The following is an 18,585-nucleotide window of genomic DNA, read 5'->3' as shown; positions in this document are numbered from 1 at the left end:
TCGATGCCCTGATCGCCAGGAGGAGGCGGTCGGGGCATCGTCGTCTTCTCAGGCGGTGTTCTCAACCGGTTCGGGCTGCGCAAGCGCGTCCTCCTCCACGGCGTGGCTCATCAGGTGCCACATCTCGTTGCAGATGTTCTCGGCGGTGACCGCGCCGTCGACGAGGTCTCCGTCGCCGGTGCCGTCGACGAGCAGATTCCTGATCCGGTCCGCGACAGCGGCACGGAACTGCGTGCGGCGTTCCGTGTCGGCTCGGATGTACTCGTCGGTCGCGATCCAGCCGTTCCCGTCGCGTGTGGTGAAGTGTTGTACGACCTCGTCGATGCTCAGCTCGGCCATCGTTGTTCCTTTCGTGGTCCTGTGTGGTCCGGCCGGCGCCACCCAGTCGCCATTCGAGGTCGGGGGAAGGTTCCGGATGTCCAGCCAGTGGTTCACATCCTGGTCGGCGCTGCCGTTTGCTTCTTTGTGCAGGGTCAGAAGTACGATCCGCCCGGTAGGGACAAGGGTCGTGATCTGGAACTCGGCCGGGTCTAGACGCTGGACGACGCGGTAGGGACTTCCCTCAGGGGCCTGGCAGATCGTGGTCTCGTCGCAGTCGACGTCTGCGCCGCGGTCGACGCTGGGACGGTCGCTGTGGAACTTGACCGTGAGGTCCTCCATGCCCAGCGGTTTGCTCATGGCTGCTGCTCCTGGAAGTCGACGGTGCCGAAGACGAACTGCGTGACCTTGTAGAGCTCACCGCGAGGCGTCACCCGGGACCGGCGTGAGCCGGTCCACGGCCTGTCTCCCCACAAAGCACTCGGCCGGGGTTCGACACCCGGATCAGCTGTGCTGATCCTCTCCCCTGTTGCGAAAATGCGGCACTGTAACAGCGTCAGAGATCAGACGACCCCACCGGCAGCCTGGCCGGCGGGGTCGTCTGAGGTACGAGGTCGTGCTCTCTCACGCCGCATCAGTTTCATCGGACTCACCCCGGCCAAACAGGAATCCGCGGACCTCGCCGTTCTTCATCATGTCCTGCAGATGCGCCAGGAACACCGCGCGCTGCGTGGCCCGGCGATCGGCCAAGGGCTCGTACGCGCGCAGTACCTTCAGGTTGACGACCCAGCCGTTCTCGCGAGAGATGGCCTGGTCAAGCTGAGAGTCCGGCGCGACGTCCATGCCGGTGAAGTCGTGGTCGAACTCGGGCGTGATGTCGAGGTGTTGATTCGGCTCGTCGATGTAGAGCGTGTCGACGCCGACCTGCTGGCCGGCCTTGTCGAATGCCACGAGGAACACACGGTCTGCCCTGGTGGTGTTGTCGACGTGGACCGCTGCAACGTTTGTGTCACCGATGAAGTTCGTCTGCGCGAACCGCTCGTACACACGGGTACGAGCCTCATGGCACCACATGATGCGCCGGGCTTCGTCGAAGCCTTTGAACTCGTCAGAGCTGGACGCTTCTGGGTGGGAGTCGATCATCGGTGCGCTCCTTCATATGTGAGATCCGGAAGGTTTGCGTTGCCAGGGGGCGTATCGGCTACGACACATGCCTCGAAGCAGCGAGCCTCAACCGTTCCTATTTGCGGCACGGCAGGAGCAGCTGCTGGCAGCTCGCCTCGTTCCTGCCGCGCGCCGCTCACCAGGGGAGGGCAATTCCTCCCCTGGTGGAAGGCCCGCCACGGGCCTGGTAGTTCGCGACCACCTCGAACGACGCCGACGACCGCTCGCGGATGCACGCCGCCGGGCCCGTCTGCGTCGGGGTTCTGAATGCAGATCGGCCTTGGGATACGGATCGGCATTTCCGCGAATCCGCGTCTACCTGCTGACACGGCAGTACGCCGTTCCAGCGGACTCTTCAGGTGCCCCACGTTCATGTGGTTCACCACGCTGGAACGGGGGACCTGTGCAGGTGCGTGAAGCGGAGTTGCAGAGCTATGCGGGGCCTTGCCGTGAATCGGGTCTTCTGGGGTGTCGCGACGCGGCATACGTGGGTTCTTCGTCCGGCCGGAAACAGTGATCCGGACCGGGGGCATGCTCCACGTAGACGCATGAAAGGCTCGCCCGAAACTCTGCACTGAAGTGCACCAGAAGAACTCGCGGCCCGCCAGGCGCATCACGCACGCGTTGGCGCGCCTGGTCGCTGCTGTTGACTTCACCTTCGCTTCTTCCCCCCGTCGGTGCAGTACCTGCCCCAAAACGCGCAAACCGCAGGTCACGCGGTGTACGCCGACCGCCCAGTTCGTCCGCCATCGCGTTCGACTCGGCGGGCCACGACGGATCCGCGACCCATCGGGCGCCCAGGTTGAGATACTTCCGTGATCTTGCCTTGCACGCCCGAGCGCGTCAACTAAAATATACAGATACGAGCCCCCGACAGACCGAAAGACCGGTACGTGGTTGTGTGTAGTCAGCAGGTCGGCTTCCGGGCCACGTCTGGAAGCCGCCGCCGGTGGTGAGCCGCAGCCATCCCTCGCTGGCCGAGAAGCTGAAGGCCCTCATGACCAGCCGTCGGGGCGCCAACGGCCGCCCTCACACGTCCCGCTCGCTGTCAACTTCCGTGGATGAACTGCCGGGTGAGCACGCCTCGGTGTCTCATGCCGCCATCGCCAATCTGGCCAAGGGTTCCCAGGACAACCCGACGGTGAACACGATCATGGCCCTGTGCGAGGCCTTGGGCGGCGTCCCGCCGGCCTATCTACTGCCGCACGACAGCTACGTAGACCTCGAGGCTCTGGAGGCCTTCGAGAATCCCCAGGCACGCCGCGTACTGTCGCTGCTGCAGGGACTTCCGCAAAGCGAACTGCGCAACGTCATCGCGGACCTGGAACGGCGGCGGGCGGATCTCGGCCTGCAGCAGGTGGGCAACAGCGAGAGTGCCAAGGCAACGGTCAAGCGCCAACGCCGGCGGGGTAGAAATGAGGCTGCACAATACGCGGCCGATGCACTGGAGGGGCTGTAAGTGGACGGCATAGTCTTCGGGACATGCACAGTGGCTGGGGTTTTGGTCACTGCACTCTGTACGCGGAGAGCCGTGGGTAATCCACGGATCTCCACCTGGTCCATCGCCATCGCCTTCGGGGTGTGCACGGTGGGCGTCCTGTTCGCCGTCCCCGTGGTCGCCGCGGCGGCCGAGGACGCCACGAGCATCGCCAACGTCGGAAAGCTCGTGGCCCACGTGTGCGCCATCCTGTGGTGTGCGGCGCTGCAGGTCACGATGGTGGACCTGGCCTACCGGCCCGAGTACCTGAAGTCCGCGATGTTCCAGCGAGGCTTCGCCGCCATGGTCGAGCTCGCGATCATGGTGCCGCTGTTCCTGGCAACGAACCGTCCCGACGTCGAGTTCACGACGGCTCACGTCGACGACCCGAAGATCGCCGCATACTTGCTCATCTACCTCTCGTACGTTCTGATCACCTGTGGTGAGCTCGCCTTCATGTGCGGCCGAACGGCCCGCCGCAATTGGGGCATCAGGCCGTGGAGCGGCGCCGGTTTCGCCCTGTCGTCGATGGCTGCGACCCTAGGCATGGCATACGCCTTCTGCAAAGGGTCCTACATCATCTTCTTCACCCTCAACGACCCCTGGCCTCTGAAGATCGAAGAGACCGTGAGCCCAGCACTCAGCGGAATGGCCGTCATCTTCCTCTTCGCGGGCCTCACACTCCCCATGGTCGGTGTCTTGCGTCAGCACCTTCGCCAGAAGAAGGCCCTGGCCGCCGACTAGAACTGGCGGGTCGCCTCCGGCGATCAAGTCGCGCCCAGCCGGCCCGCCCTTCTCTGAGCACAAGGCAACGTGAACCGCCCCGGGTTCGGTAGAGATCTCAGTTTGGGGTTGTGACCTGGGGTTTCGTGGTTGTCAGGTAGTAGTTGGTCTCGTATTCGGCGGGTGGGACGTGGCCTATCTCACCGTGCAGGCGCCGGTGGCAGTACCAGTCGACCCACTCGACCGTGGCCAGCTCGACCTGGGAGAGGGTCTTCCAGGGCCGCTGTGGCTTGATCAACTCGGTTTTGAACCAGGGCGGCTTCAAGTTCCGTGGATGCGCCGAGGTGTTGGGGTAGCGGCTGGTGGGGGCGGATAGCGGTGCAGGCACGGGCTTCGTGATCATCGTGGTGTCTTACGCCCGTTGATCATGAGGTGCCCGTGCCTGCCGTTGTATCTTCCCCCATCCCCGCCGCCCTGCTGAAGCTGGGTCCGCTGGACGCCGACCGGGTTGCTGACGTGCGCCCGTACTTCGATGCGGTGCCGGATCCGCGCTCGCGGCGCGGACGCTGGTACGCACTCACGGCGGTGTTGCTGATGTGCGCGGCCGCGGTGGTGGCGGGAGCCAGGAACCTCGACGAGCTCGCCGAGTGGGGCGAACGCGCCTCGTGCACGCTGCTGTTGGCCATCGGTATCCGCGGTCATCCGCTGGGATGGCGGCGCACGCCGTCGGCGGCGACGATCGGGCGTGTGCTGGGGGCCGTTGACGGTGACGCCCTGGACCAGGCGGTCGGTGCCTACCTCGCTGACAGGCACCGTGTCGCCGCCGCGTCGGCCGATGCGGCCGGGCCACCGCGGACCATCGCGGTGGACGGCAAGGCCCTCAAGGGCTCCGCCCGCCTGAGTGCTCCCCGCCGGCATCTGCTCTCGGCGGTCACCCACGACCGCGTCGCCACCCTCGCCCAGGTCGAGGTCGGCGCGAAGACGAACGAAACCAGACACTTCAAACCGTTGCTCGCGCCCCTCGACCTGGCCGGCACGGTAGTCACCTTCGATGCCCTGCACTCGGTCAAGGCCAACATCACCTGGCTGGTCGAGACGAAGAAGGCCCACTACATCGCCGTGATCAAACCCAACCAGCCGACCGTCTATGCCCAGTTGGACGACCTGAACTGGTCGGCCGTGGACATCCAGCACACCGCCTCCACCACCGGGCACGGCCGGCGCGAGTCCCGCTCGATCAAGACCCTCGCCATCAACGACAACCTCGGCGGCATCGCCTTCCCGCACGCCAGACTCGCGCTGCGCGTCCACCGCCGCCGCCAACAGACCGGCAAGAAGCAGACCCGCGAAACCGTCTACGCCGTCACCAGCCTCGACGCCCACCAGAGCAGCCCGGCCGAGCTGGCCGCCGCGATCCGCGGGCACTGGTCCATCGAGGCCCTGCACCACATCCGCGACCGCACCTTCGCCGAGGACTCCTCCACCGTCCATACCGGCTCGACACCCCGCGCGATGGCCGCCCTCCGCAACCTCGCCATCGGCACGCTGAAGATCCTCGGAGCTGACAACATCGCCAAGACCACCCGCACCATCCGCCATCAACCCACGCAAGCACTCCAGATCCTGGGCATCCTCAGCAACCCGGACCCTCACGGAACTTGATCAAGCCCTGGTTTTGAACAGGCCGATCGTCGATTCCATGAGGGCGTTGTCGTATGCGTCGCCGATGGAGCCGATCGAGGCCGCGATGCCGGCTGCGTCCAGGTGCTCGGCCAGCTTGAAGCTGGTGTACTGACCGGATTCAACCAGTCGTTGCAACACCAGCTTGTTGAATCAACTGTAGCTGCTTGTTGAACGCCTCTGCGGGTGTCTTCCAACCGAGCGTCTTGCGGGGTCTGCTGTTGAGAGCGTGAGCAACGGCCTCGACTTCCTCGGGGGACCATCTCGAGAGATCGGTGCCTTTCGGGAAGTACTGGCGCAGGAGCCCGTTGGTGTTCTCGTTCGTGCCACGCTGCCATGGACTATGCGGATCGGCGAAGAACACCGGAATGCCCGTCTCAACTTTGAATTGCGCATGGGCCGACATCTCCTTGCCGCGATCCCAGGTCAGCGACCGTGCCAGCTGTTCGGGCAGCGTCGACATCGTATTGGCGAGGGCGGTCTTCATCGTGATCGCCCCATAACCGGCCAGCGCGGGACCGTTCTTGACCGATTGCTTGTGCCGGTAGCCTTCCTCGCGCGGCAGGTGAACCAGCATCGTGAATCGAGTCGACCGCTCGACGACAGTGCCGATCGCGGACCGCTCCAGCCCGATGATCAGTCGGGTAGCGGGGACGCATTGCTGCGTCCCCGCCCCCTCAGAACCGTGCAAGCAGCTTTCACCGCACACGGCTCAAGCAAGCCCCAAAGGCTCGCCGGCAGGCAGAAGTGCTGGATCTGTCATCTCGGCGGCCCCATTCCGCCGTTGACAATGGGTGTGGAGGAGACGGAGTCGTTGACCGTCCGGCGTCCTGCCATCCGGTAACGCGATGTATTGCTTGGAGATCGCCTTCCGGATGACCGCCCGCCACGTTTCCCATTCCTGCGGGCTTTGTGGCGGGTGGTCGGCGTGCAGCAGGAGTCCTCCGCAGATCGGGCAACGGCCGTTTTGTGTCTGAAGTAGACGCACGGTCATAGCGTCGATTGGTAGAGGGGTTCCCTTGCGTCGCCGTTGAGCCCAATAGAATTCCAGGGCAGGGTCGTCCGGGGACGACTTCCCCTTGACCAACTGGTGCCGGACTATCTTCGTCCAGGAGAACTTGAGCAGGTAGGCGCCGCTGTCGCGGTCACCGAACACCCACCGGTCGTTCCTGGATCTGTTGAACCGGCCGAAGTACTTGTCGGATATCCAGCGCTTCGGCTTGTTCGGGTGGCTGTGCTTGGCCCACTTGTAAGCGAGCTTCCACATGTGATTGTCCAGCGCCGTGAAGATCTCGCTGGACACCACCGTCCGGTAATAGGCCGACCAACCCCGCACGATCGGGTTGATCTTCTTGAGTACCGCACCGGCGTTGGCCCCTCGCAGGGCCACCATTTCGGTGCTGAGCCGTTCCCGTATCCGTCTCTGAGCCGCCTTGCTCGGCTTGATCAGCAGTTTGCCGTGATAGCGGCGGACGTTGAATCCCAGGAAGTCGAATCCGCTCTCCGCGTGGACGATTCGTGTCTTGTCCTCGTGGAAGGCGAGTCCTCTGGGCGTCAGCCATGCAGCCAGCCGTTTCTTGACCTGCTCGGCCTGTTCGCGGCTGGTGCACATCGCGACGAAATCATCTGCGTATCTCACCAGCACGGGGCTGCCGCTTTGTGCACTCCCGGCATCTCTGCCGGTGGTGTAATAGCGGACCCCTGCGGCTTCCTCCATTCCGTGAAGGGCCACGTTGAAGAGCAACGGGCTGATCACCCCACCTTGCGGAGTTCCCTCCTCGGTCGGAGCGAACCGGCCGCGATCCACGACCCCGGCCTTCAGCCACTGCCGGACCAGTCCCCGGGCGGGGAAGGTGCCGAGAGCGGCCATGAGCCGGGCGTGGTCGATGCGGTCGAATGCCGCCGTCAGGTCCGCGTCGAGTACCCACGCACGCTGCGGGTTCTTCCCGTTGAGCGTGGAGTAGATGGCCCCGATCGCGTCGTGACAGCCGCGGCCGGGCCGGAAACCGTACGACTTCGGCTCGAACCGCGCTTCCCACTCGGGTTCCAGTGCTCCCAATGCCACGGCTTGCAGGCACCGGTCAACAATCACGGGAATTCCGAGTCCGCGCTTCTTCGTGGTCCCCGGTTTGGGGATGAACACCCGCTTGACGGGCTTGGGAATCCACGGTCGGGCTTGGTGCTGAACCCAGTGGGCCAATGCGGCCTTGGACTGGGATAGCAGCACCACCTTTCCGTCGACTCCCGCCGTCGCGCGTCCCGCGTTGATCTCTGTGACCCGCCGCACGCTCAGGAGCGTGTTGGAGCGGGACCGGAGCATCAGCTTCTGCAGATTGCGGACCTTCTTCAGATCCCCTACCTGCGATGCCGTGAAGATTCTCTGTCGCAGACGCCGTACGTCTTCCTCGATCCGCCGCCAGTCAATCGACGCCCAGTCCAAGTCTTCGCCCTCGGGTCCGTTCACCGGAACAGAAGCAGCCGGAGGGGCCGGGGCCGGTCCGTCCGCTATCTGTATGGTGTCCAACTTGCCCCTCGGTTCCGTCGTCTTTGTCCAGTGATTCTGCACAGGCTCACCCGGCCCACGTCAGCACCCTTTCGGGTCCGGGCAGAGCACCCGTATCCGGACGGTTATGCGGGGCGACCGGCGGAGAGTCCGATCGTCTACCCCGGGTTCCCGCTTCCTTTCGGCTTCCGGCATTTGCTTCTTGGGCCGTCCTGTTCCCGCTGGGGAGTTGAGCCTTCCTTACGGTCGGCTGACCGAGCCAAAGCGGCCCGGACCCTAACGGGGTTTCCACGTTCCACACGAATGAGATACGACCGGGGTGGGTGCTCCCTTTACCCCGAGGCGGCGGTGTCCACCTGGCCGGAGTGACCTCTACCGGCCAGCGCCTGCCGCTTCTCAACGGCTAGCCATGCACCCCACTTACGCATTCCATCGGCGGGGCTTGGGATCACGAGGCATCATCGGGAGTTCATGTACTTCACCCGTCCGGTCTTCCCCTTGCCGGTATCTCCCGGATGGAACGGGAGTCCTTGGGCTTTCCCCTGAGCTTCGCACCACGCCGTTACCGGCATCGCACGTCAAGGGCGGGGACGGGTCATACGGACACGGACCCGTGACTGCACCTACAGCTTCTTCAACTGCCTCTCCAATCGGTCAGTCCACTCAAATTCGTGCAACTTCGTGTCGCACGGTCGCCTTCCCAGTGGCCGGGAACAGCACGGTCCTCGGCCTCGGCGGGCCGTTCGCTGATGAGTGCTTCGGGCGTCACGTGCGCCCAGGTCTTGCGGCGCGAGCGAGCACGCGGGGCGCGCAACGCTCGGCCCGTGCGAAGGCACAGGATCAGCTCCCGCTTCAGCGCCCCGCGGCCTTGGATGTAGAGCGCCTGGTAGATCGCCTCGTGGCTGATGCGCATGGACTCATCTTCCGGGAAATCAAGCTTGATCCGGTGCGCGATCTGCTCCGGACTCCATGCCTGCACCCAGGCGCGGTCCTTGCGGTGGGGCTTGTTCCGGCCCGTCCACGCACCCGTCGCCGGCCCTGCGACCGCCTTTGCGTCGGGCGTGCTGATCTGTCCGGACAGTCGCTCCTGGACGTAGGCGTGCAAGCGCGGATTGGCCACCAGCTTCGCCGTTTTCGGGCGGCGCGCGGTCATGTCAGATTTCCACTGCGCGACCGATGCCCGGTAGTCGAGCTTCCCGCTCCGGGTGGCTGCGTTGCGTCGCAGCTCGCGGGAAATCGTCCCCGGATCTCGTCCGACGTGCCGGGCGATTTCGCGTACGCCCTTTCCCTGGGCTTTCAGGAGGGCGATCTCCTCCCGCTCAGCGAACGACAGATATCTGCCCGAATGCGGCTTCGGATCGAATGGTCGCATGCCGCCACATTGTCGATACCAGCGGTTTGCCACTGCCGGCGCCACGCCGATAATCCCAGCCGCTTCCTCAGCGAGAAGACCATCGGCGATCGCGTCCCAGAACGCCGCCTCGATGTGACGCTGGTACTTCGGATGTCCCGGAGACCTCAACTTCGGGCGCACCGCCCGATCGGCTGCCTGCTGACGACGAACCATCCCACACCTCGCTGGTCACGAGGTGTTGCGACGACCGCTTGAATCCGCCCTGGCTGCCCGCATCGCTGTGATGTATCAACTCGCCTGGAATGTACGGGTGATCATCGCGGTCGCGCTGCCACAGTGCCATCTCCAGTGCGTCCAGGACGAGCCTGGTTTCCTTCGATGTCGCGGCGGACCAGCCGACGATGCGGCGGGAGAAGGTGTCCACGACGAAGGCGACGTAGACGACGCCGGCCCAGGTGGCGATGTGGGTGAAGTCGGCGACCCAGCAGCGGTTCGGAGCGGTCGCGACGAAGTCGCGGTCCACCAGGTCCGGGGCCCGCTCGGCGGCCGGATCCACGAGCGTGGTGATGACCTTCTTGCCCCGGACGGCGCCGGCGATGCCGAGGTCGCGCATCAGGCGTTCGACAGTGCAGCGGGCCACCTCGTGGCCCTGTCGGTTCAGTTCCCGCCAGATCTTCCTGGCCCCGTAAACCCGGTAGTTGGTGGTGAACACCTCGTGGATCAGGGCCTTGAGTTCCGTGTCGCGCACGGATCGCGCCGATGGTTCGGCGAGGCGTTTATGGTGGGCGTAGTAGGTGGAGGGGGCGATCTTGCAGTCGTGCTCGGTGAGCGTTCTGCAGATCGGCTCGACACCGCCGAAGCGGTCCCGGTGCTCGTCGATGAACGCTACGAGCGTGTGTGTGGCCGGTCGAGCTCGGCCGCGAAGAAACTCGCCGCCGCCTTCAGGATCTCGTTCGCCCGCTTCAGCTCGGCGACCTCCTTCTTCAGCGCCTTGAGCTGGGCCGATTCCTCCGTCGTCGTCCCCGGCCGTGTCCCCGCGTCGATCTCGTGCCGCTTGATCCAGTTCCGCAGCGTCTCGCGGGAGCCGATACCGAGCTTCTCCGCGACCGCCTGCAGGGCGGCCGTCTCGGTCGGGTAGTCGCCGCGCACCTCGGCGGCCATGCGCACCGCACGACGGCGGAGCTCAAGCGGATAACGGGAAGGTCGTGCCATGACTCGATCCTTTCATGAAATCGAGTCTCTATTCGACACGGGGCGGTTCAACGAGATCGTCCCGCCCCGCTTGTCTCTCTCACCGCGACGGCAGCGTGGCCCGGTAGCTCACGGGCAGCTCGATTAGTCCGCGGGCACGCAGCGATGGCCGCCAGTGAACTTCCCCCTGGGTCAGCTCGAGCACGTCGAATCGGGCCAAGAGTGCTGCGACGGCAATCTCTGTCTCCACTCGTGCCAGAGGCGCGCCCAGGCAGTAGTGGATGCCATGACCGAGAGCCATGTGGCCTGCGGCGTCGCGGTCGAGGTCCAAGCGGTCCGGGTCTGCGAAGCGATCCGGATCACGGTTGGCGGCGGCCAGAGACAGCAGAACTGTTTCGCCGGCGGGAATCTCTACATCGCCAATCGTGACGTCCTCCCTCGGAAACCGTCGGATGGCGAGCAGCGCCGGCCCCTCGTAGCGGGCGAACTCCTCGACGGCAACGGGGATACGCGTCGGATCTTGCCGCAGCGCTTGCATCTGGTCGGAATGCTGCAGGAGCGCCAGGACCGCGTTGCCGATGAGCTGGACCGTGTTCTCGTATCCGGCAAACAAGATGAGGAAGGCCAGGGACATCAGCTCGTCCTCCGTGAGCTGCTCGCCCTCCCCATCCCGGACGGCGATCAAATCGGAGAGAAGGTCGTCCGCCGGCTGGCGCCGCTTGTGGTCCAGGAGGTCTCCGAGGAATCGCAACATGGCCACGATGGCTTCCTTGGCAGCCTGCGGGCGGCTTGGATCTGGGGCGATCAGGGCGTCCGTCCAGGAACGGAAGTCTGGCCGGTGACTCTCGGGGACGCCCAGGAGTTCACAGATGACGGTGATCGGCAGAGGTGCCGCGTAGGCAGAGATCAAGTCCGTGGTGCCGTGCGGGCCCAAGGCGTCGAGGAGCCGGTTGGTGGTGTCCCGGATCGGCGCGCGCAGCTGGTTGATCCGACGCGGGGTAAAGGCCCTGCCGACAAGACGACGCAGGCGGGTGTGATCGGGCGGGTCCATGTTGAGGAGGTTCGCGTCCAGGGCCGGCGGCAACGAAAGACCGCGGTAGCAGCCCTCCCGTGCATTCGTCTTGTCCAGCGAGAGCCGCGGGTCGGCAAGGGCAGCGCGCACATCGTCGTACCGAGTGACCAGCCACGCTGGCTGCCCGTCCATTCCCTTGATGCGGTGTACCGGAGAGGAGGTGCGCAGTCGCTCGTAGACGTCGTACGGGTGGGTGATCAAATCGTCCGCAAGATCCATGCGGACACCCTAGGGGGCGTTCCTCTACGCCAGTTGCCGGGCTCGGCATTTGAGGCGTCAACGAACCTGGGCTGTGGGTCTCTGCCGGCATTCACATCCCGCGGCAGCGGCTGGCCGGTAGCCCGGCATCGTACGTCGACGGTCTCTCGGGCACCCTTCGCGGTCGTAGTCCGTTCACTGGGCGTGTGCCTGACCGGCGGTCGATACCGCGCCGTGCCTCCAGCGAACGGTCACGTCGATGGTGAGACCTGCGGCGTACGCGGGGCGAGCAGGCTGAAGGACGCGGGTGGCAGGTCCAGGCGCGGGCCCGCGTCGTATCCGGTGTACTGGCCTCCGCAGGAGCAGAAGCTGCCGACGTAAGCGAAGCAGTGTCGGAAGTGCCTCCCGTGCGGGTGGCCGGGCATGGGGTCCATCGGTTCGTCCTTCCGGAGCGGGTGCGGTTGCGGGGTATGGCTGGTGAGCGGCCCGGGGGTCGGGGCAGCGGCTGCTATAGGGCAGTACCGCGCACGGTCGGCCTGATCAGGTGATGCGCTGGATGTGGGCGAAGACCAGCGGCCCGGGGCCGTCGCGGTCGAAGTCGCGCTCGCCGGTGTGGACTCGACGAACCGGTACGTCCCCGGGGTGACGTCGACGATCGTGTCGCTCCAGCCGCGCGTGCCAGGGGCGCCGCCGCGGGACTTCCAGTCCTCGAAGTCGGCGATGGAGTAGGCCCACAGGTCGGTGACGATGACGGCCAGGCGGGTCCGCTCGTTGAGGTCGGCGGTGTTCGTCTCGGGGTCGCCCGGGGTGGCGTCCTCCTCGTCCTCGTTCTCGTCGTCGATGTTGGCGATGACGTAGGTGTCCGTGCCGATGCGGTACAGGCTTGGGCACGAGTTGCCCACGGGGCCGTAGGCGCAGCCGGCGGCGGCCATGGCCTTGATGGCCTGGGCCTGTCCCAGGGCGGAATTGTAGGAGGCGAACGTGGAGTCGTCCCAGTTGTAGATGGGGCGCAGGTCGTCGGTGACGAGGAGCTTTCCTGAGGGGACGCGGAGCGTGATCTCGGTGGTGAAGCCGTCCGAGTAGGGGCAGGGGTTCGTGACCTGGAGGACCTTGTCGGCGACGGTGTAGGAGGGCCGTTCGTCGCAGATCGCGCACCGCCAGGCGACGCGCGAGACCTGCGGGTGTCCGGAGAGGAAGTACACCTCGGCCTCGGGCTTGTCACCGAGCGCCAGACGGTGGCCGTTCTCTTCCAGGGGCAGGATCTCGGGCTTGGTGATCTCGGGCAGGGACGAGGGCAGGGACGAGGGCGGGGTGATCTCGTGGTCCATAGAGGGCTCCTGTTGGGGCTGCTGGGTCGGTGAGCAGGGCGGGAAGAGGGCTGGCCTGGGCGCGACCCTGTCGGCGGGTGCGCTGGCTACCAGGCCAGCTCAGTCGCCGCTGTCGAAGATGAAGGTGTCGACGCGCAGCCAGGTGAGGATCGCAGCGATGAGGGCGATGCCGGCGGCGAGGGCGGTGTCGTGGCTGAGGAGGTAGGTCACGGCACCGGACAGGGCGCCCAGGACGAGACCAAGCAGGAAGCGGTTCATGCGGTTCTCCTTCGGACGGGGTGCGGCCCGGTCCGGCTGGGGGACGGTGCTGTCAGGTGCTGTTCTTCGCGGCTTCCTTGGGGAGACGTTCACCGCTGTGGCACAGTCGCAGGTCGGGGTTGAGGTGGTTGCGCAGGGCCCCGGGCCCTCGGCGGAGAAGCGAATAGGGCCCGTCTCTGGGACCCGGCGGAGTCACGAGGCGGGCTGTGTCGTGTGGTCTGTCAGTGCTCGCGTGGGTCGGCCGGCGTGGGAACGGTAGGGGTTGCGGTGGGCTGCTGAGCGCGCAGCGGTTGCACGGCTGGCCTGTTGCGGCGGGCGGTCAGCTCCTGCTCCCAGTGCAGTAGGGCGTTCCCGTAGTCGCGGACGCGGTCGCGGTGGTCTTCGGAGAGCTGCTCAAGGGTGATCCACCTGTTGGGCGGGGTGTTCCTGGGGCCGGTCTTGTAGACGGCGTCGGCGGGTGCCTCTTCGGCCTTCGCTTCCTGGCACCGGTTCTCGATGAAGGCAGCGTCGAAGGACGCGATGCTGACGTACCAGGCCCAGACGAACGGGTATCCGTGCCACTGGGCGGGACTGCGGGGCTTCGTCATTTCCCCGCCGGTCGGCGTATTCAGTTGGGGATGGTCGGTCACGGCTTCTAGGTGCCTTTCTGATGACGGGATGGTGCCGCACTATTCGACAGCGGGACGGCATGCGGAGGCGGAGGCGGAACTGGACTCGGCAGCCTCGTACTGGCGCCTGAGTTCGGACAGCGGCAGTGGGTAAGCCTCGCCTTTACGGCGCTGCCTGAGTATCGAGACCGGCTTACCCAACAGGTCTCGCATGCCCTGCTCCTGGGCCTCAGCGAACGCGAAGCGCTCCGGCTGGACTTTCAGGGTGAGTTTCCACTGTTTCTGGCCGGCCCGGACGCAAAGTCCGCCGCAGTTGTTGTGCTCGTAGCCAAGCTCGTACAGTAGAGGCGGCTCGATGCCGTGCCACCGCGAGAGGTCCATGAGCCGGGCTTTGGACTCCTCTTTGCTCAACTCCGGCTCCCACCGGTTGCACAGTGGGAATCGGACCTGCCACGGCTTCCAGTTCTGTGCGATGGCACGGGCGCGTTCCCGGTCGCGCTTGGTCTTTTCGATGCCGATGTAGACGAGGGAATCGCTGACGGGGGCGTGCGCCCTCATCCACTTCCGGCACGGGATCTGCTTCAAGTACTTCGTGCAGGGAGCAATCCTGTCGTTGCCGAGGAACCGCTTGTCGCGGAACAGCTCCCACGGATTGCGGCCGTCGGCGACCTTCGTCAGGGGCACTCCGAGCAGGCGGGACGTATCGTCGGCGAAGCGCCAGAGATCCGAGGATTCAGCCCGCGTATCCGCAATCAGCAGGGTCATGTTGGTCGTGCCGTGCTTCTCCGCGACGCGAAGGGCGACGCCGAAGCTGCCGAGGCCACCACTGAACTGAACGACGTGCTGCGTCATGTGTGGTTCCTGTCATCGGGGCGGATGTTCGGTACATCCAGCCGGCACCGTCCGGTGCCTCTCTGGTCAGCTCGTGGACCAGCCTGGTAGAGCCTCCAGACGGTGGCGGCGGTCCTCGGGCTGCTTCCCCTCCCGGATCAGCTTCTTCTGCTGGAGCATCCACCGGTAGATGACAATGCCGTTGATCGACTGGTCGAAGGGCACCTTGATATCGCCGTGCTCGGCCGCCCAGGCAGCGAGAATCTCGAAGCTCACTTCCCACTGAGCGGCAATGCCATCCCAGATCCACTCGGGGCGGTCTTCCAGAGCCTTGGTGTGAGCCTGGGGCAGGATGCCTTTGCGGTACTCCGAGCGCTTTCTGCCGACGGTGTGACCCAGTGCGAAGGAGGTGCCGTTCTTCTCCACCTTGTACGTCTGCGGGATGCGGGCATGCCCGTGTTGGGCGATGAACTCGTCAAGATGCTGAAGGAACGCTTCAAACTTGGCGTCGTGCGCGTGCCACATCCAATTCGGAAGCGCCTCGTAGTAGGCAATCTCCGCGGCGTCCATCTGGCCTGCCCTGTATCGGTTGCGCGCCAGCGTGACGAAGTTGTCCAGCCGGTAGCCGGTCTTCGGCACTGCATGGCCTCGTGGCACGCGGGCATGGCCGTACTCAGCGACGAATCGCTCCAGTTCGGTGCGGCCGAGTTCGCGCTTGAACTCGGCAAGCCGCCATGTCCATCCGGGTTGTGCCTCCAAGAGCGCTGCGCGCTTGGGTAGGAGTTTGCCAGCGGCGTACAGGCTCCGCTGACGAGCCGCCCAGTTCTCCAGGCTTCCGGACTCGGTGGAGGTGGGAACAGCCGTGTGGCCGTGCGTTGCGGCGTATCGCTCCAGCAGCCCGTAGAAGTGGTACCAGTCCTCGGTCGTGTTCTCCAGAACATGTACGCCCAGGGCCGCCACGAAACTGGCATCGATGTTCGTGCTCCCATAGATCTTCACCTTCTCCGGCAACACGGCCCGGGCGACGCCCGTGTTCTCGGCCACGTCACTGCTGAGGCGCCGCCGCGCGGTGGTCAACGCGGCGTCCATGCGCTCGTCCTGGTCACGGAGGGTCGCCAGGACCCGCCACACATGCCGGAAGGCGCTGGCTTCCAGGACGGCCTGCGGGCTCTCGCCGGGGGCGACGTAGACGGGGAGGAGGATCAGCGCTGGGCGATCGTGATCGGGGTGGAGGCGCAGAGCACGTCCGACGGCCTGCACGATGTCGGTCTGCGACGACTTCGGGTCTACCAGGCAGATCCCATCGACGCGGCTGACGTCCACGCCCTCGGTCAGGGTACGGACGTTGTTCAAGACGACTCGGCGGCCGCTCGCGGGGCTGGCGAGCATCGCCAGCTGGGAGTTGCGGGTGGCTGCCGGGGTCCTGCCGTCCATGTGCAGGGAAGTGATCCGCACGTTGGCCGATGTCGCGCCGATCTTCCCGAGGGTCGCCGAGAAGGCCTTCGAGCGGGCTACGCGACTGTGGAAGGCGATGATCTGCCTTAGGTCGTGCTCGTGCATGGCCCGCGACAGCGCGATCTGGGCGGCCACCGTCGCCGCGTCGCTGGACCTGGAGCTTGCGTGTGAGCCGCCGTCCTGGGCGAGCAGGGTCGCGTGGACGTCCTGATCCGAAACCAGGACGATGGCAACTTCGTAGTCGGCAAGCAGTTTCCGCTGGATGGCGCTCCCGAAGGAAAGCTCGTAAACGCGCTTCCCGTACAGCTCTTCGTCGTCCATCGATATGATGTCCGTCGTACCGTCGGAGCCCTCGTGGATACGGGTGGTCGCAGTCAGCGAAAGGCGGAAAACCGCGGGGATCCGCGCATTGTCGAGAACAGCGGAATAGGCCTTTCCTGCCCGGCCGGCAGTGTGGTGAGCCTCATCCAGTACGACGAGATCAATCGGCGGCAACGCGTGCAGCGCATACGCCTCAGCTATTCTCCCCACTGAATGGTAAGTGGAGATCAGAAGGCGCATCCGCGTGGACTGGCGCGGGGCAAGGAAAGCGGCGATCCGCCCTGGCTCAACCGTGACCGGGGCAGCGGCACCACCCACAGCGGAATCCGAGCAGACGATCAGGGCATTCAGGCCGTCGGGGAAATGCGAGGCCCAGCCCCGGTATATCTGTTCGGCAAGAGCGAGGGTCGGCACGGTCACCAGGACCGTGTTCGCTATGCGCGCGTTGGCCGTTTCACGCGCTACAAGGGACTTGCCTGTCCCACAGGCCATAACGACCAGTGCCCGGCCTTCGGAGGTCTCACGAATGGCCCGCAGCGCTTCTTCCTGATGCGGGCGCGGGATCATTCGAGAATCGCTCTTGCGGCCATGCGCTGGTGCACTGCGGTCATTCACATCGGCTCCGTCGGTGATTGCGATGGGGAAGTTGAGGGGGCCGGTGATGCGTGAGGCCCGGTACAAGGGGCGTACTCCCGCGAATTTCGAAGCGCCGCGATACTCGAACCGGTCATGAACCAAGGAGGTGGGGGCGAGGAGCGTCCTTGGACGTAGAGCTCTATGCCGTCGCCAGTGCTCTGGTTCGTAATCCAGACACCATCATTGCTGACGGTCCAGGCGTCGCCGAAGGCCCACATACATATCTGGTCAATGCGGGACTCGGGCGGCCTCATCGACTCCCGGTGTTGCAGTCAACCCTCCTTGGGGTGTTCATAAACGGGCTGAACCGTGTCCAGATCGACTACCTGGCCGACACGAAGGGTGTTCAGTCCGCGAAGCATCGCGATCAATTCCTTACGCTCCGCGATACCCGCGGGGCTCAGGGGCCGGCCGTCCTGTCTGAAGTCGCCCTCTTCGAGGAGCTGCTCCAGTGAGATCTTCCACTCGTTGACCTGGTACTGCGTGATCTTCTGCATGCGAGCCATGAGTCGGTCCCTCCTCAAAAGGGCGTGATGTGGGTTGGATGTCATGCGTGATGGTGGAGTTAGGCGCGGGGGTTCAGTGCCATGTGCCGGCGCAGGCTCTGCCCTGCACCGGCGAGGACGTCAGTGACCTCCTTAGGAAACGTCACGTAGACGAAATTGAGGGATGTCACCTTGTCGAGCAGAAGCATCAAGGCTTCGTGGCGCTGGATGCCCCGGCTCATGAGGTAGAACAGCTCCTCTTCGTCGAGCGCCGGCTGCCCTCCGAGCGAGTTGAGGGTCGCGTCGGGATCCGACGCGAGCTCCATGGGCCGCTCGGCCACGACGTACTCGTGGGGCCAGAGGTGCAGGTCGCCTCCAGGCGTGGCGATGACAGCCTGCTTCGGCGCGATGCTCGCGCCGTCTATCCTGATCGCCCCCGAGTTCAGCTCGTGGGGGCGGGCTCGCCACATGCTGAGGGGCGGGATCCGGAAGCGCGACATGAGCTCGGTGCACGGCTCCTCGACCACGATGATCCAAGCCCCCTCGTCGGGGATCTGTTTGCCATCGTGCTCGGGGTAGTACATCGACGGCTCGGAGCCCATGGAAGCGGCGATCTCCCAGCCGTCGTCGACGGCGGCGCGCTGTCGCTCTGCGTCCCAGGCCAGCCCTTCGGACGTGAACTTGGTGCGACGGACGTCGGCGTACTTCTTCGGAGGGTGAGGGCGCATGAGCGTTGCGCTCCTTTGTCGGTGTCAGGGGATCTGTTCGGGCGTGTACAGCCGGACGTCGACGTTCTAAAGCGCCGTTCCGAGGACTCTCAGGTGGCCGCCGGGCCGTCGCCGGCGCGCTTCTTGCGGGCCGAGCGCCTGGGGGTGACGGGGGGCATGCGGATGCCCTACTTTCTTGATCGTGGGTTCGAACTGGTCACTCGTAAGATCAGCGGGACCCAGGGGCTCCGGGTATGGCTGTCATGTGGTAGCCGT

The 18,585-nt window shown here is 65.3% G+C and carries 17 protein-coding genes and 3 pseudogenes; 3 read left to right on the top strand and 17 right to left on the bottom strand.

Features of this window, described 5'->3' with window-relative positions:
• Positions 1–48 precede the first annotated feature (48 nt).
• Both ACGF2Y_RS01425 and ACGF2Y_RS01420 read right to left on the bottom strand, forming a co-directional pair.
• On the bottom strand, positions 49–660 hold the full coding sequence (locus ACGF2Y_RS01425; protein ID WP_392942124.1) for a hypothetical protein: 612 nt from the start codon (positions 658–660) through the stop codon (positions 49–51).
• Between the two features lie 282 nt (positions 661–942).
• Positions 943–1,461 (bottom strand): hypothetical protein, encoded by a 519-nt coding sequence (locus ACGF2Y_RS01420; protein WP_392942121.1) that lies wholly within the window; start codon positions 1,459–1,461, stop codon positions 943–945.
• Positions 1,462–2,431: 970 nt separating this feature from the next.
• On the opposite strand from ACGF2Y_RS01420, the gene ACGF2Y_RS01415 reads away from it, so the two are divergent.
• A complete protein-coding gene (locus ACGF2Y_RS01415; RefSeq protein ID WP_392942118.1) occupies positions 2,432–2,941 on the top strand; it encodes a hypothetical protein in 510 nt (169 codons plus the stop codon).
• A 72-nt stretch (positions 2,942–3,013) separates the two neighbouring features.
• Complete coding sequence (locus tag ACGF2Y_RS01410; RefSeq protein WP_392942115.1) at positions 3,014–3,703, top strand: hypothetical protein; 690 nt, start codon at positions 3,014–3,016, stop codon at positions 3,701–3,703.
• A 97-nt stretch (positions 3,704–3,800) separates the two neighbouring features.
• Here the strand turns inward: ACGF2Y_RS01410 and ACGF2Y_RS01405 are convergent, their stop codons facing one another.
• Entirely contained in the window at positions 3,801–4,085 is a 285-nt protein-coding gene (locus ACGF2Y_RS01405) for an IS3 family transposase (RefSeq protein WP_392942112.1), read from the bottom strand.
• Between the two features lie 35 nt (positions 4,086–4,120).
• Between ACGF2Y_RS01405 and ACGF2Y_RS01400 the strand changes: the two genes are divergently transcribed.
• Complete coding sequence (locus ACGF2Y_RS01400; RefSeq protein WP_392942109.1) at positions 4,121–5,344, top strand: ISAs1 family transposase; 1,224 nt, start codon at positions 4,121–4,123, stop codon at positions 5,342–5,344.
• 9 nt (positions 5,345–5,353) lie between these two features.
• On the opposite strand, the pseudogene ACGF2Y_RS01395 reads toward ACGF2Y_RS01400, so the two are convergent.
• The 14 genes and pseudogenes from ACGF2Y_RS01395 to ACGF2Y_RS01330 all read right to left on the bottom strand — a co-directional run.
• Positions 5,354–5,476, bottom strand: a pseudogene (locus ACGF2Y_RS01395) (IS3 family transposase); the annotation flags it as partial.
• A gap of 7 nt (positions 5,477–5,483) precedes the next feature.
• A pseudogene (locus ACGF2Y_RS01390) lies at positions 5,484–6,002 on the bottom strand (IS30 family transposase); the annotation flags it as partial.
• Between the two features lie 72 nt (positions 6,003–6,074).
• Positions 6,075–7,826 (bottom strand): group II intron reverse transcriptase/maturase, encoded by a 1,752-nt coding sequence (gene ltrA, locus ACGF2Y_RS01385; protein WP_392942107.1) that lies wholly within the window; start codon positions 7,824–7,826, stop codon positions 6,075–6,077.
• A gap of 730 nt (positions 7,827–8,556) precedes the next feature.
• A pseudogene (locus ACGF2Y_RS01380) lies at positions 8,557–9,237 on the bottom strand (transposase); the annotation flags it as partial.
• 67 nt (positions 9,238–9,304) lie between these two features.
• Positions 9,305–10,099 (bottom strand): IS3 family transposase, encoded by a 795-nt coding sequence (locus ACGF2Y_RS01375; protein ID WP_392942560.1) that lies wholly within the window; start codon positions 10,097–10,099, stop codon positions 9,305–9,307.
• A gap of 5 nt (positions 10,100–10,104) precedes the next feature.
• Positions 10,105–10,431: a transposase gene (locus ACGF2Y_RS01370; protein ID WP_392942105.1), complete on the bottom strand. Its 327-nt coding sequence runs from the start codon at positions 10,429–10,431 to the stop codon at positions 10,105–10,107.
• A gap of 79 nt (positions 10,432–10,510) precedes the next feature.
• Positions 10,511–11,701, bottom strand: a complete 1,191-nt coding sequence (locus ACGF2Y_RS01365; RefSeq protein WP_392942103.1) for a cytochrome P450 — start codon at positions 11,699–11,701, stop codon at positions 10,511–10,513.
• A 230-nt stretch (positions 11,702–11,931) separates the two neighbouring features.
• Positions 11,932–13,008, bottom strand: a complete 1,077-nt coding sequence (locus ACGF2Y_RS01360) for a hypothetical protein (RefSeq protein ID WP_392942100.1) — start codon at positions 13,006–13,008, stop codon at positions 11,932–11,934.
• Between the two features lie 99 nt (positions 13,009–13,107).
• Positions 13,108–13,266: a hypothetical protein gene (locus ACGF2Y_RS01355; RefSeq protein WP_392942097.1), complete on the bottom strand. Its 159-nt coding sequence runs from the start codon at positions 13,264–13,266 to the stop codon at positions 13,108–13,110.
• Positions 13,267–13,487: 221 nt separating this feature from the next.
• Positions 13,488–13,853 carry a hypothetical protein gene (locus ACGF2Y_RS01350; protein ID WP_392942095.1) on the bottom strand — a complete coding sequence of 122 codons (366 nt, stop codon included), beginning with the start codon at positions 13,851–13,853 and terminating at the stop codon, positions 13,488–13,490.
• An 81-nt stretch (positions 13,854–13,934) separates the two neighbouring features.
• Positions 13,935–14,726, bottom strand: coding sequence for a hypothetical protein (locus tag ACGF2Y_RS01345; protein ID WP_392942093.1), 792 nt, complete (start codon positions 14,724–14,726; stop codon positions 13,935–13,937).
• Between the two features lie 66 nt (positions 14,727–14,792).
• Entirely contained in the window at positions 14,793–17,096 is a 2,304-nt protein-coding gene (locus tag ACGF2Y_RS01340; protein ID WP_392942090.1) for a Helicase associated domain protein, read from the bottom strand.
• A 293-nt stretch (positions 17,097–17,389) separates the two neighbouring features.
• Positions 17,390–17,623, bottom strand: a complete 234-nt coding sequence (locus ACGF2Y_RS01335) for a hypothetical protein (RefSeq protein ID WP_392942087.1) — start codon at positions 17,621–17,623, stop codon at positions 17,390–17,392.
• A gap of 59 nt (positions 17,624–17,682) precedes the next feature.
• Entirely contained in the window at positions 17,683–18,330 is a 648-nt protein-coding gene (locus ACGF2Y_RS01330) for a hypothetical protein (RefSeq protein WP_392942084.1), read from the bottom strand.
• Between the last annotated feature and the right edge of the window lie 255 nt (positions 18,331–18,585).

The organism is Streptomyces sp. NPDC048142 (genome assembly GCF_043202835.1).
Taxonomy (GTDB): Bacteria; Actinomycetota; Actinomycetes; order Streptomycetales; family Streptomycetaceae; genus Streptomyces.
This window is presented reverse-complemented; position numbering and strand designations above follow the sequence as displayed.

Bases quoted from the DNA above. Each gene is read 5' to 3' on its own strand.
- ACGF2Y_RS01420 (WP_392942121.1), bottom strand. From the start codon at position 1,461: ATGATCGACTCCCACCCAGAAGCGTCCAGCTCTGACGAGTTCAAAGGC.
- ACGF2Y_RS01370 (WP_392942105.1), bottom strand. From the start codon at position 10,431: ATGGCACGACCTTCCCGTTATCCGCTTGAGCTCCGCCGTCGTGCGGTG.
- ACGF2Y_RS01355 (WP_392942097.1), bottom strand. From the start codon at position 13,266: ATGAACCGCTTCCTGCTTGGTCTCGTCCTGGGCGCCCTGTCCGGTGCC.
- ACGF2Y_RS01365 (WP_392942103.1), bottom strand. From the start codon at position 11,701: ATGGATCTTGCGGACGATTTGATCACCCACCCGTACGACGTCTACGAG.
- ACGF2Y_RS01335 (WP_392942087.1), bottom strand. From the start codon at position 17,623: ATGGCTCGCATGCAGAAGATCACGCAGTACCAGGTCAACGAGTGGAAG.
- ACGF2Y_RS01425 (WP_392942124.1), bottom strand. From the start codon at position 660: ATGGAGGACCTCACGGTCAAGTTCCACAGCGACCGTCCCAGCGTCGAC.
- ACGF2Y_RS01345 (WP_392942093.1), bottom strand. From the start codon at position 14,726: ATGACGCAGCACGTCGTTCAGTTCAGTGGTGGCCTCGGCAGCTTCGGC.
- ACGF2Y_RS01350 (WP_392942095.1), bottom strand. From the start codon at position 13,853: ATGACGAAGCCCCGCAGTCCCGCCCAGTGGCACGGATACCCGTTCGTC.
- ACGF2Y_RS01360 (WP_392942100.1), bottom strand. From the start codon at position 13,008: ATGGACCACGAGATCACCCCGCCCTCGTCCCTGCCCTCGTCCCTGCCC.
- ACGF2Y_RS01405 (WP_392942112.1), bottom strand. From the start codon at position 4,085: ATGATCACGAAGCCCGTGCCTGCACCGCTATCCGCCCCCACCAGCCGC.
- ACGF2Y_RS01330 (WP_392942084.1), bottom strand. From the start codon at position 18,330: ATGCGCCCTCACCCTCCGAAGAAGTACGCCGACGTCCGTCGCACCAAG.